This window comes from Hydrococcus rivularis NIES-593, from assembly GCF_001904635.1.
Classification (GTDB): Bacteria; Cyanobacteriota; Cyanobacteriia; order Cyanobacteriales; family Microcystaceae; genus Hydrococcus; species Hydrococcus rivularis.
The window spans coordinates 72,392-85,698 of the sequence record NZ_MRCB01000003.1; the positions used below are offsets into that span (position 1 = coordinate 72,392).

A 13,307-nucleotide genomic window follows, 5' to 3' on the forward strand; every position below is an offset into this window, starting at 1 on the left:
GGGAAAATGAAAATGTCTTTGCCCTTTGCCCTTTTCCCCTTTCCCTTTCTCCCAATCCCAATGACTAATGACTGGTAACTGATAAACAGTATCTTGTATCGATGTATCGTTGACTTTTCCTCTATTGTGTAGTAATTATAAAGGTTCTATACAAAGTGTGAACTAAATAATTACTTCATGCTAACCGAATCGAGCTAAGCTTTAAAGTCTAAAAAGGGGTGAAACCTGGTTAATACAAATAAGCTTGGCGATCGCAGAGGGTGACACTTAGCCAAGCAGTTATACAAGTCAATCCCGAAAAACTAGAGGAGGGGACGGAGTGATTCAAAGCCTCTGAGAAATCTCAAAAAATAGGAATTGTTTTTTTCAGCACCGTCACCCAAAATACCTTTAGACCATGCCTATGCTCAAAAGCGATAACATGCCGCAAATAGAGACTGAAATCCCAGCAAGCCATATGCCCCCGTCCACAAAAACTGCCATTTTGGTAATCGGCGGTGCTGAAGATAAAGTTCACGGGCGAGAAATTTTACATACCTTTTGGCTTCGTGCCGGAGGAAGCGATGCCGCGATCGCGATTATTCCCTCGGCATCGCGAGAACCTCTGCTCATTGGCGATCGCTACCAGCAGATTTTTGAAGAGATGGGGGCTAAATTTACTAAAGTTCTCGATATCCGCGATCGCGAACAAGGCGAAGACCCTTATTTCCAAGAGTACATCGAACAATGTACGGGAGTCTTCTTAACCGGAGGCGATCAACTGAGGCTATGCGGCTTGCTTGCCGATACGCCGCTTATGGAACGCATCCGAGGACGGGTGCAACAGGGAGAAATTACCCTCGCCGGAACCAGCGCGGGAGCCGCCATCATGGGGCATCATATGATCGCTGGCGGCAGTAGCGGCGAATGTCCCAATCGTGCTCTCGTCGATATGGCAATCGGTTTGGGCTTCATCCCAGAGATTATCGTCGATCAACATTTTCACAACCGCAATCGCATGGCTCGTTTGCTCAGCGCGATTTCTAATCACCCCGAACGGCTGGGGATCGGCATTGACGAAGATACCTGCGCCTTGTTTGAAAAAGATGGATGGTTGCGAGTCATTGGACGAGGAACGGTTACAATTGTGGATGCGAGAGAGATGTCTTACACCAACCAAACAGAGGTAGGGGCTACCGAACCAATCAGCTTGCACAACCTGCGAGTTCACATTCTCTCCCACGGAGATAACTATCATCTCCACTTACAAAAACCCGTCCCAAAACAGTAAAGGGACTAGCAGTCACAAAGTTCTCAAAAATTGTTCATAGCGAACAGTTTCTCGTTTCTGGCAAGCGAGAAAATTAAAAACTGTCTCTTCGCGCTTCTCATCAAGGCACGACAATCGACACTTATGAAGATTCTCAAAACCCAAACCCTGCGCGGTCCCAATTACTGGAGCATTCGGCGGCATAAATTAATTGTTATGCGTCTCGATCTAGAGGATCTGGCAGATAAATCCTCTAACGAGATCCCCGGTTTCTATGAAGGATTGGTTAAGGTATTGCCGACCATAGAAGAACATTTCTGCTCTCTTGGTCGTCGCGGGGGGTTTTTGGAGCGAGTGCAGCAAGGCACATACATGGGACACATCATCGAACACGTCGCCCTCGAACTCCAGGAATTGGCAGGGATGCCAGTGGGATTCGGTCGCACGCGAGAAACCTCGACTCCCGGCGTGTATAATGTCGTTTTTGAATACGTTGACGAACAAGCAGGACGTTACGCTGGCAGAGCAGCCGTGCGCCTGTGTCGATCGATTGTCGATACGGGAACCTATCCCAAAGCAGAATTCGAGCAAGACATAGCTGACCTCAAAGATCTTCGTGCCAATGCCTCACTCGGTCCGAGTACGGAAACCATTGTCAAAGAAGCCGAAGCGCGAAAAATTCCCTGGATGATGCTGAGCGCTCGCGCCATGGTTCAGTTCGGTTACGGAATTCATCAAAAGCGCATTCAGGCAACTTTAAGCAGTTATTCCGGAATCTTAGCTGTCGAACTCGCCTGCGATAAAGAAGGGACAAAAACGATTCTTCAGGATGCGGGAATTCCCGTGCCTTGCGGAACCGTCATTCAATATCTCGACGAACTCGAAGACGCGATCGAAGATGTAGGCGGTTATCCCATCGTCATCAAGCCTCTCGATGGCAATCACGGACGCGGCATTACAATTAACATCAAGAACTGGCAAGAAGCTGAAGCTGCCTATGACCTAGCAAGCGCGGAAGCCAAAAGCCGCTCGGTAATCGTGGAGCGCTTTTATCAGGGAAGCGACCATCGCATTTTAGTGATTAATGGCAAACTGATAGCCGTTGCCGAGAGAATACCCGCTCACGTGGTCGGCGATGGGAGATCGACCATTGAAGAATTGATTGAACAAACCAATCGCGATCCCAATCGCGGCGAAGGACACGATAACGTGCTAACGAAAATTACCATCGATCGCACCTCGATTTCTGTCCTAGAACGTCAAGGCTACACCCTCAAAACAGTACTCAGGCAAGGAGAAATCGCCTACCTGCGAGACACGGCTAACTTGAGTACGGGCGGGATTGCTATCGATCGCACCGACGATATTCACCCAGAAAATATTTGGATTGCCGAGCGAGTTGTCAAGCTCATCGGTTTGGACATTGCAGGCATTGATGTCGTCACCCCAGACATCACCAAACCCTTACGAGAAGTCGGCGGCGTAATCGTCGAAGTCAACGCGGCTCCGGGATTTCGCATGCACGTCGCTCCCAGCCGGGGCTTACCTCGCAACGTCGCGGCTCCCGTCCTGGACATGCTCTTTCCAAAAGGAACGCCAGTTCGCATTCCCATAATTGCCCTGACGGGAACCAACGGAAAAACTACTACGACTCGCCTGACCGCTCATATCTATCGCCAAACGGGAAAAGTGGTCGGCTACACCACAACTGACGGCATTTATATTAATGATTACTTAGTACAAAAAGGCGATAATACCGGACCCCAGAGCGCGAGCGTTATTTTAAAAGACCCAACTGTAGAAGTAGCCGTTCTAGAAACGGCTCGTGGCGGAATTCTGCGTTCCGGGCTAGCGTTTGAGAGCTGCGATATCGGCGTGGTTTTGAACGTGGCAGCCGATCACCTGGGAATTGGCGATATCGATACTATCGAACAAATGGCGAAAGTCAAAAGCGTAGTGGCAGAAACCGTCAGTCCCGATGGCTATGCCGTTCTCAATGCTGACGATCCTCTCGTGGCGGCAATGGCGGAACGCGTTAAAAGTAAGATCGCTTATTTTTCTATGAACCCCGATAATCCGATTATCCAAAACCATATCCGTCGGGGTGGTATGGCTGCCGTATACGAAAATGGCTATCTTTCAATTCTAGAAGGCGAATGGACGCTGCGCATTGAAGAAGTTGTCAATGTTCCCGTCACGATGGGAGGAATGGCTCCCTTCATGATTGCCAACGCGCTAGCTGCTTGTTTGGCAGCCTTTGCTAATGGCGTTGATATCGAAGCAATCCGTCAAGGGATCAGAACCTTTAGTCCGTCGGCGAATCAAACGCCCGGACGGATGAATTTATTTAAGCTGAGTTCTTTTCACGCTCTAGTCGATTACGCTCACAATCCTGCCGGATATGAAGCAGTCGGCGGATTCGTCCGCAATTGGAGTGGCGAGAAACTTGGAGTAGTGGGCGGCCCCGGCGATCGCCGCGATGAGGATTTGATTCTTTTGGGTAAACTCTCGGCGCAAATCTTCGATTGCATTATCGTCAAAGAAGACGACGATACGCGAGGACGAGAGCGCGGCGAAGTTGCCGATCTGATTGTCAAAGGCATGCTTCAAGAAAAGCCTGATGCTCGCTATCAAACTATCTTGGACGAAACAGAAGCGATTGAAACGGGTTTAGACCGCGTCGAGAATGGCGGTTTGGTGGTCATTTTCCCCGAAAGTGTCAGCCGCGCCATTTCCTTGATTAAAAAACGACAAAATCATTCAGATAGTTAACTTTCTCTGCCTTCTGCCTTAAATTTCACAGACTACTCGAAAGCCGACGGTACTCGATCTCAGATCGGGTTCGCAGCAATCGCGAAAAGCCGAACGGCAGTGTCTGGGATAAGAGAGCCAAAATCCCCCGCGAATTACGCGATCCTCGCCTTCTTCATCCTCAGACAACCAAGCACTTCCATCGGTCGGCGCACCTTCATAGTCGTCGTGCCAGCAATCGGCACACCACTCGTAGACATTTCCATGCATATCGTACAAGCCGAAGGCATTGGCTACCCCAAAAATTCCTACGGGCGTAGTTCCCTTTTCGTATCCTTGCATCGACAGCGATCCGTAACAATTGACGAGGTTTTTTGGCAGTCTCCTGCCAAAATGAAAGCGGCTATTGGTTCCGGCTCGACAGGCATATTCCCATTCGGCTTCGCTGGGCAATCGATAAATTCTTCCGGTCAATCGCGACAGTCGCCAACAAAACTCGACGGCTTCATACCAAGAGACTTTCTCGACGGGGCGATCGGCTCCTTTATATTTGGCGGGTTCTGGGTTGAGTGTCAACTCGACCGGATCGAGTGCCGCGATCGCTTGCCATTGAGCTTGGGTAACGGGGTATTTGCCCATAAAGAAAGGTTTCACTGTTACCTGGTGCTGGGGCTTTTCGCTGTCGTAGGCTTCTACTTCGCTTTCAGGCGAACCCATCATGAAGCTTCCTTCAGGAATAGATACCATTTCCAGAACGATCTGGTTTCCTAATTCTTCAGTGAAATACTGACTATAACTTCGATTCAAGTTAATTTTCGAGGCTTTTGGCTGGACGGTTACTACGTCAAATTCAAATTCTTGGGTATTCATTGTTGACGAACGTTCAACTTGTAATTGGAGTAAAAGATTAATCTTTAATGGTTTGACTCGCCTATTGATAACTCGCAGTAGTTTTCGGCTTTGGATCGATCCTGCCAGAGCGAATTGAGGGGGTCGCATCTACTCCTCCCTTTTACTGATTATTGACCTGTATGGTCTGTTTAGAAATAAATTTTTGAAATCCCCCAAGATAACTTCAGTGTAGTCTATCCGCGAGATCCGAAGGTATCGTAGAAACACTTAATTTTTGTCTTGAGATAATGTGAAGTTTTAATGGTCTAAGTTGCATAAATTCGGTAGTTTTACCGATGGCAATCTGCCCTTAATTAGATTGATAATTAACGCTAAATAATAGGATTTAGTGCATTAATTTTTTTTTTAAAAGTTGGCTGAGTTTAACAATTTGCATTTGTAAGGTCGAAATGGGTTCGGCACCTTTTTTGAGATTCATTTCGAGTTCTAGAAGAACTGGTAGGGTAGCAAGCAATTGACGAGAAGAAAAAGATTGAACTTGTTTGCGAAGATGAAAAACTCGATTGGGATTGGCAATATCTGCGGCTGTTGCGATCGCTTTTTCGTCCCGTTCCCCGGCTTCTAGTTTTAGTTTAACTATTGCCCAAGTCCGAAACTGTCCGACTAAGGTTGCAACAATTCTTAGTGCGGGTTCGTTGCGATTGATGAGATCGGCGACTATCCCCAAAGCCAAATCGGCATTGCCATTGCTAATGGTTTCTGCCAACTTGATGCTATTTTGAGCGCTTCCATTGACTAGCTGAGTAACGATGTCGGTGTCGATGGGATGAAAGTTTTCTCCCCTGTAGAGGCGTAACTTTTCCAGTTCGCCCCATAACTGTCTGGTATTATTGCCGAGTAATTCCGCAAGCAGATGGGCAGCAGCAGGCGTGAGGTTTACCCCAACTTGTCCGGCGACTTGCTTGACTTGCTCGACCAGTTCGGTCGTTTTCCAAGGAGGAATAAGAGAAAATTCGCGAATATCTGCATATTTTTGCAATAATTTGGTCGATTTTAGCCGTGCATCCGGTTTTTTTTGAGAAGTCAGCAGCAAATGCGAGGTATTAGGAATCGCAGGTAAAGTTTGCTGCAAACGAGACAACAACGCTTCAGAACAAGAGTGGCAGATAGAAGAATCGACTAACCAAACAAGCCGTCCTCCCGCGCCAAAAACCGGAGTCATCGCCTGGTTGAGGGCGAATATCGTCCCATCGGGTTCGTCGCCAGAAATCTTATCATAGTTAAAGGACGACCAGTTAGGATCGAGTACGGTTTGTTGCAGTTGTTTGACTGCTTGCGCGATCGCAAAATCATCGTCTCCCCAAAAAAGATAGATTGGCATATGAGGAATTATGAATTATGAATTCAGAATTCTGAGTCAAGTTAGATGAGAGAAAATGAGTATAGGCACTCATAGAGGAAATTAGATTGGACGAAACTTATCAAGTCTATGTCAATCGGATGGCAAGAATGACCCTGCCTTCCACTTATCAGACTCAACTTCAGAACATCCAAAAGTCTCCCAAATTTCGGGATGGAAAAGCAGTTCCTTTTCCAGGTTACAGCGCGATAACGCCTCCCGCAGAAGAAGACTCGGACAATTCAGATTTCTATAAAGATCTAGAGATCGCTCAAGAGGAGCTACTGAAACAATTAGACTCAAAATTGGTCGTAGCAGTTCCTCCAAGCAGTTTTCATTTGACGGTAGCCGACTTAATTTGGAACGATGCCTATAAGAACTCAATCGCAGAAAATCTCGACTTCGATCGCCAACTCCAAGCATGCATCCGAGAAAGCTTTGAAAATTATAAAAAAATTATTCCTCAAAACAGTCCGAGTCAATGGCAATTAATGGGATTAATTATTTTTCCCCGTGCCATCGCTGTCGGTTTAGTGCCAAGAAACGAGATAGATTATGAAAAAATTTTGCGGCTGCGGCGATCGATTTATCAAAACTCCAATTTAATTGCTCTAGGAATCGAACAACAATATTATTTAACCGGACATATAACTTTAGGTTATTTTGATGAAATTGCTGCCGATTTAGACCGCGATCGCTTGGTCGAACGTCTGTCCAATTTTAACGATCGCTGGTTGGGAACCGAACCCCAAATACTTACCATTCGTCAAGTTCAGTTGCGTAAATTTTGGGATATGACAGCGTATAAACGAGAACTCGATTGGCCCGTTGTCGAAATTTAGAGATAGGGAAGGTTTTTAAATCCAATTCAATTGCGAATTGGCATTAAAGGGGTTCCTTCAAGACAAGCCCCTTCGAGAATAGCGCCAGTCAAAACGGCTTGCTCGACTTGAGCACACAATAAATTGGCTTTGGTCAAATTTGTTCCTCGTAAAATAGCACCATTTAGGGTGGCTTCTTCTAAATCGGCTTGCGAGAGATCCGCTCCCGCTAAATTAGCGTTGCTCAAATCTGCTCCATCTAGCCTAGCTCCTGTCAGCGTTGCTCCCCGCAAGTCCGCCCCTCGAAAATCTGCACCGCTCAAGTCTAAATGACTGAGGATCGCGCCTCCTAAAAATGCTCCAGCAAAGCTAATTTGGGAAGATTGCGCGTCTAGAAGATTGGCTCCGCGCAAGTCGGCATTGCGACAATCTGCCCCAGTCAAATCGGCTCCGCTCAAGTCGGCTCCTCGTAGGTTAGCCCGCAAAATAGCTCCCTGTAAATTCGCTCCCGTCAGCGTCGCTCCCATTAAATTAGCTTGAGACAAATCCGCATTAGCTAGCTGCGCTCCCGCTAAATTAATTCCGGCGAGATTGGCATGGACGAGGTTTTTGACTTTGCCTTGACGGATGGCTATTAAATCTGGAGGTTGGCGATCGCTCATGGTCAAACTTTCTCAATCGTTAATTAACAAACCCGGACACTTAGCAATTCTTTTTAATAGATATACCAGAGGAAACTACAGAAGTGGTTCTAGAGATATATCTAAGCATCCCCAGGATTGAGATCGATCGTCTGCCAGGTGACGAAAGTCCCAATCGGACTCCAGATTAAATAGGGAAGCAGCAAAAAACCCGCCTCCCTCGAAACGGGAAAAACCAACAACCCCAGAATCAGCCCCAAGAAAAACCCCGTCGCCCCAATAAAGGTCCCAACTCTCAGACTGCGAAGATTGCACATCACGGGCATATAAGCCAGAATCGCCACCTCTACGAGTAAATAAAACGCCATCAGCCACCAAGTTCGACTGCTACCGGGAGCAGTTTCCCAAACCAGATAAGCCGACCAGGTTCCGCAGATAAAGATAACAATCCAGATCAAAGGGATTGCCCATTCAAAAGTAAGCCAGTTCGGTCGGCGCAGGCGGCTAAACCAGCGACGACCTCTAGGAGAAACTCGATTGAGTGCAAAAGCGATCGCAAAAGTAATGCTCGCGATCGCCAGCCATGAAGGAATCATCTAATCTATTTCTATCGACGTAGGACTAGAATCGGTTTCACCACTCCCAGTTAAGGGTTTGCGATATTGGGCATAAAGGCGATCGCGCCAGGAGAAAAACGGCTCGTAAGCACTTCGATCTGCCAACCCCGGAATTCCTTTGCCTTTGAGTTGTTCGGGAACATTTAAATAATTTCCGGCAGGAAACTTCAGGATCATACTTAGTCCCGCCACTGCTAAATCTGCCAAAGTCGGTTCGTCCCCCACCAAATAGGGACGATTCTGTAAAATAAGAGTAAGGGCTTCTAAATCTTGTTCGAGTCCTCGGCGTGCCTCTTTAATGGCATCCGGACCGAAGCCAACTCCCGTTCCCAACAACCCCAAAAATTCAGAAGGGACAGCCCCTACCAAGGATTTGAAAAAGTCAGGGACATTCTTGGGCAAAATTGAGATGCGAAAATTCTGATTTTGGTTTAACGCGCCGATAAAAGCCTTGCGACCTTTTAACCCGATCGATTCATCCGCCCATTCTTCTATTAAGAGGCATTGTCCCCTCAAAAGCGGCTCGGTTGGAATAATTGGTTTTTCGGGATACTTGCGATCGAGATAGAAAGCAATCTCTGTCGAATCGGCAACGAATGTCTCTCCATCTTTGAGAACGGGAACTTGCCGCTGACCCGAAAGTCGAAAAAGTTCTAATTGTCCGATACCGGGAGTTACTTCAATTTTTTTATATTCCAGTCCTTTGTAGTCAAGGATTAAACGGACTTTCTCCGAATATTGGGACAGTTCAAACTGATATAACTCCAGCACGAGATTTCCTCTTGTTTTGCAGTAGTGAACATTATTTAATGTAGTGGATTGCTACGAGTTCGGAAACTATCCATGGTTGGAGGATTGAATCCGATCGATAAAGAGGAGCCAAAATCCTGTAAAGATTCTGTAAAAATGATTCTTAACGAACCGATAACCGATTTAGCGTTACACTTATCTATATTTTTTACCGCTATGATATTAGATTAATTTCAGCAGTTAGTTAATATCGCTTAGTAGTACTTCTTAAGGAGGGCTAACGAAAATTGTCTCGCCGCTATTTATTTACTTCTGAATCCGTCACTGAAGGTCATCCCGACAAAATCTGCGACCAGATCTCCGATACGATTTTAGATGCATTACTCGCCCAGGACGACCACAGCCGCGTCGCCGCAGAAGTCGTCGTTAATACGGGTTTAGTCCTCATCACTGGGGAAATTACCACCAACGCTCATGTCAACTACGTTGACTTGGCACGCAAGAAAATTGCCGAAATCGGCTACACCGATGCCAATAATGGCTTTTCTGCCAATAGCTGTGCCGTCTTAGTTGCCTTAGACGAACAATCTCCCGATATTGCTCAAGGGGTAACGGCAGCTCACGAACAACGCGAAGAACTCAGCGATGACGAATTAGACCGCATCGGTGCTGGCGATCAGGGGTTGATGTTTGGCTATGCCTGCAACGAAACGCCCGAACTGATGCCCATGCCGATCAGCCTTGCCCATCGAATTTCTCGCCGATTGGCAGCCGTTCGCAAAACCGGAGATTTATCCTATCTACGTCCAGACGGGAAAACTCAGGTATCCGTCGTCTACGAAGACGGACGACCCATTGGAATCGACACGATTTTAATTTCGACTCAGCACACAGAGACCATTGGCGAGATATGCGACAACGCTGCCGTTCAGGCAAAAATCAAAGCCGATCTCTGGGAAGCTGTCGTTGAGCCAGTATTCGCAGACATTGATGTCAAACCCGATCGCGATACTCGCTATCTAGTCAATCCAACCGGGAAATTCGTCGTCGGCGGTCCCCAAGGAGATGCGGGTCTGACGGGTCGGAAAATTATCGTCGATACCTATGGCGGCTATTCTCGTCATGGCGGCGGCGCTTTCTCTGGCAAAGATCCCACTAAGGTAGACCGTTCGGCTGCCTACGCTTGCCGCTATGTCGCTAAAAATATCGTCGCAGCAGGCTTGGCAGATAAGTGCGAAGTGCAAGTGAGCTACGCGATCGGGGTAGCAAAACCCGTCAGCATCATGGTAGAAACTTTCGGCACGGCAAAAGTCGATGAGGAAAAACTACTAGAGGCTGTCAAACAGCATTTTGAACTACGCCCGGCTGGCATTATTCAGACCTTTAACTTGCGCCGTCTCCCAGCAGAAAGAGGTCGCTTCTACCAAGATGTGGCTGCCTACGGTCACTTCGGACGGACAGATCTCGAACTGCCCTGGGAACGTACTGACAAAGCAGCACTCCTAAAAGAAGCGCTATCTTATTCTTTGTCGAATGCGACGGTTGCTATCTAAAATCGTGCCCTGAGTTATTTGACTCATGTTCGAGTTCGAGTTATGGCTGCCAGCGTGCGGCGATGTCATGCTGGTGGCTTATGGAAGCGCCAAGGTAGACATTCTCGGCTTTTCTAGGCTAAACTGGTAATGAGTTTGTCTTGGTACCTAAATAACTAGCCTCAGATATGAAAGAACAAGGGGCAAAAACCAAACCCATTCACTCCCTCGAAGATGCCATCGAACGCTGTCAAACGATGGGGATGCGGGTTAGTCGCCAGCGCCGCTACATTCTCGAACTGCTTTGGGAAGCGCAAGAGCACTTGTCAGCCAGAGAAATTTACGACCGTTTGAACCAACAGGGCAAAGATATCGGTCACACCTCTGTTTATCAAAACTTAGAAGCCTTATCGAGTCAAGGAATCATCGAATGTGTAGAGCGATGCGACGGCAGACTCTACGGCAATATTAGCGACTCTCACAGTCACGTCAACTGTCTCGATAGCGATCGCATTATTGACGTTCGCGTCGAACTTCCAGAGACATTAATCAAACAAATCGAAGAACAAACAGGTGTTAAGATAACTGACTATCGCATAGATTTCTACGGTTACGAGAATTAATTTCGGGATACTGGGATAAACTAAAATGACTGCGGTTGTCGCTCGAAAGTCGATTGTCCTTGACAAATGAACGATGACCGAGATAATGACAATCGATCGGTATTCCAGAGATAGGGAATTGTCGTGAATGGCTAATTCGTAGAAACTTTCCTCAGTGTCAGAAGTGCAAACTGACGGCGGGTTGTAAACTATGAAGTGTCAATCGAACCGATCGATGACTGACGACTAGCGATCGACGAAATTCTGTGAGCAATCGCCCGATTGAACTTCTGACCATCGACGACGATCCGATCTTTCGGCTAGGTCTTGCTACAGCATTAGAAGCCTTTGACGATATTCGGGTTATTGCCCAAGCCGACAGCATGGCTACCGCACTTGCCCGATTGGCAGAAAAAATTCCCGATCTTGTTATTTTAGAACCAGCTATGCCCGATGGCTGGCAACTCTGTCGGCAGACTCGACAAGATTACCCCGATTTACCAATTTTTCTCTTAAGCGCAACAACCGATTCAGAAAACCTGTTAGCAGCTCAAGCCTATGGCGTGAAAGGTTACGCCCCGAAAGGAACGGCGATCGAAGAAATTGTAGCAGCTCTGCGTCTGGTTGCTGCAGGCGAAACTCAATGGTATCCAATGCCCTCTCTTCGACAACCCATCCGCCGCAGAAATTGGCTCGTTCGCACGGGGGAGTCGGGACTGGCGCAAATTGAAGCAACGCTAAAAGAGGTACAAGCTCAGCTAGATAACCCTCAGCTACCGCTATTCGATTGGTTATATTGGAGTGGGAGAAGGCGAGAACTCCTAGCTTCGCGTTGGCTAGTCAAGCAACTCGTGCCCATAGAAGTTGTCGTCGTTCCGGAAACCGCTCCCGAACCGAAAAAAAACAGCGATCGCGGCGGCGACCTAGCCATCTCTCCCAAACGCGACCTGTCCCGTCTCTCCCTTCTCCCTACTGACTTGCTTGTGCCTGGGACATCTCCAACAGCAATTATATTAAATAATACGCTGGCAAAAATTCAACTGGGGATAGAGAATCGAACTGGCGTTCCGCTAGAAATCGATATTCTGCAAGCCAATAAAAAACAAGAAATATTTTATTTAGTTCTCGATCGCTTCAGAAAAATTTTAGAAGACTTGCGATCGCTCAATGTTACTCGCGAGGAGCTACCCCAGAAACGCTCCCTGGTTTTGCGAGAGTTATTAGAGTCTTCTTTATTAGATTTTTTTAGTCAATATTACACCTCGCTCGATTTGAATGCTAATAAAATTATCGAGATTTTTTCCCTAGATGCTAGAACGATTGAAGAAGAAATCTTAGAAAAAATTCCGATGATCGATGAGCTTTTGGGATATTGTTTATTCGAAACTCATTTGGCGATCGATAATGTTTTCTATCGTTCCGAATCGCCCGAAGCAATCGCCAGAGCAGAAATTATTTTACAAAACCTAATCGAGCGAATTGTCAATGCGATTGTCCAAACGATCTTGAATAATTTTTCTGAAATTGAAATTATCAAGCAAAATCTTTATCAGAAAAAATATCTGTCTTCTAGAGAGATTGCGCGATTTCGGAACGACATTTCTTGGCGATACCGAAAAGAACGCTACATTGAAGAGCCAAAAAATATTTTTGAAAGTCAATATCGGTTATTTTTCCTAAACGGAGGCAGCCTGAAAACTACTTATATCTATGCGCCGCGCCAAGACGAACTTTACCAACTTAGGGGAATTCCTTGGTTGGTGACAATAGTATTAGAATTGCGCGACGCGCTTTCCCCGCGCCTGCGAGCGGTTGTTGGGTTTGTTGGCAAAGGCGTTGTTTACTTGCTCACGCAAGTGATCGGCAGAGCCATTGGCTTGATCGCTCGCGGGATAATTCAAGGAATCGGCAATACTCTACAAGAAACGCGATACGGAAAAAACAGCGAACGAGGCAAATGAAAAGAACGCCAGCAGTCGTAGGAGCCAGACAAGGGATTGTCCGTACAGAGATTGAAAATCTAACAAACAACAAACTTTGACCAATGACCGATGACTGAGGCGATGCATAATGGAAAATAGAGTCACATCTAC

The 13,307-nt window shown here is 46.9% G+C and carries 11 protein-coding genes; 6 read left to right on the top strand and 5 right to left on the bottom strand.

All coding sequences use genetic code 11. From position 1 onward, the window contains the following. Positions 1 to 421: 421 nt before the first annotated feature. Together NIES593_RS04255 and cphA are read left to right on the top strand one after the other, a co-directional pair. Positions 422 to 1,270, top strand: coding sequence for a cyanophycinase (locus NIES593_RS04255; protein ID WP_073598402.1), 849 nt, complete (start codon positions 422 to 424; stop codon positions 1,268 to 1,270). A 123-nt stretch (positions 1,271 to 1,393) separates the two neighbouring features. After that, the gene (cphA, locus tag NIES593_RS04260) at positions 1,394 to 4,021 is read left to right on the top strand and encodes a cyanophycin synthetase (RefSeq protein WP_073598403.1); all 2,628 of its coding nucleotides are present in this window, start codon (positions 1,394 to 1,396) and stop codon (positions 4,019 to 4,021) included. Positions 4,022 to 4,039: 18 nt separating this feature from the next. Here the strand turns inward: cphA and NIES593_RS04265 are convergent, their stop codons facing one another. Both NIES593_RS04265 and holA read right to left on the bottom strand, forming a co-directional pair. After that, positions 4,040 to 4,870: a formylglycine-generating enzyme family protein gene (locus NIES593_RS04265; protein ID WP_073598527.1), complete on the bottom strand. Its 831-nt coding sequence runs from the start codon at positions 4,868 to 4,870 to the stop codon at positions 4,040 to 4,042. A gap of 367 nt (positions 4,871 to 5,237) precedes the next feature. Next, complete coding sequence (gene holA / locus NIES593_RS04270; protein WP_073598404.1) at positions 5,238 to 6,233, bottom strand: DNA polymerase III subunit delta; 996 nt, start codon at positions 6,231 to 6,233, stop codon at positions 5,238 to 5,240. Positions 6,234 to 6,319: 86 nt separating this feature from the next. Between holA and NIES593_RS04275 the strand changes: the two genes are divergently transcribed. Next, complete coding sequence (locus NIES593_RS04275) at positions 6,320 to 7,093, top strand: DUF1868 domain-containing protein (protein WP_073598405.1); 774 nt, start codon at positions 6,320 to 6,322, stop codon at positions 7,091 to 7,093. 26 nt (positions 7,094 to 7,119) lie between these two features. Here the strand turns inward: NIES593_RS04275 and NIES593_RS04280 are convergent, their stop codons facing one another. The 3 genes from NIES593_RS04280 to NIES593_RS04290 all read right to left on the bottom strand — a co-directional run bounded on the left by NIES593_RS04280 (position 7,120) and on the right by NIES593_RS04290 (position 9,101). Beyond that, complete coding sequence (locus NIES593_RS04280; protein WP_073598406.1) at positions 7,120 to 7,734, bottom strand: pentapeptide repeat-containing protein; 615 nt, start codon at positions 7,732 to 7,734, stop codon at positions 7,120 to 7,122. 101 nt (positions 7,735 to 7,835) lie between these two features. After that, positions 7,836 to 8,309, bottom strand: coding sequence for a TspO/MBR family protein (locus tag NIES593_RS04285; RefSeq protein WP_073598407.1), 474 nt, complete (start codon positions 8,307 to 8,309; stop codon positions 7,836 to 7,838). Further along, on the bottom strand, positions 8,310 to 9,101 hold the full coding sequence (locus NIES593_RS04290) for a glutathione S-transferase (protein ID WP_073598408.1): 792 nt from the start codon (positions 9,099 to 9,101) through the stop codon (positions 8,310 to 8,312). 266 nt (positions 9,102 to 9,367) lie between these two features. Here NIES593_RS04290 and metK point away from each other — a divergent pair, with 266 nt between their 5' ends. The 3 genes from metK to NIES593_RS04305 all read left to right on the top strand — a co-directional run bounded on the left by metK (position 9,368) and on the right by NIES593_RS04305 (position 13,175). Beyond that, the gene (gene metK, locus NIES593_RS04295; protein WP_073598409.1) at positions 9,368 to 10,633 is read left to right on the top strand and encodes a methionine adenosyltransferase; all 1,266 of its coding nucleotides are present in this window, start codon (positions 9,368 to 9,370) and stop codon (positions 10,631 to 10,633) included. A gap of 167 nt (positions 10,634 to 10,800) precedes the next feature. After that, complete coding sequence (locus tag NIES593_RS04300) at positions 10,801 to 11,235, top strand: Fur family transcriptional regulator (RefSeq protein WP_015143781.1); 435 nt, start codon at positions 10,801 to 10,803, stop codon at positions 11,233 to 11,235. A 245-nt stretch (positions 11,236 to 11,480) separates the two neighbouring features. Then, the gene (locus NIES593_RS04305) at positions 11,481 to 13,175 is read left to right on the top strand and encodes a DUF3685 domain-containing protein (protein WP_073598410.1); all 1,695 of its coding nucleotides are present in this window, start codon (positions 11,481 to 11,483) and stop codon (positions 13,173 to 13,175) included. Positions 13,176 to 13,307 lie beyond the last annotated feature (132 nt).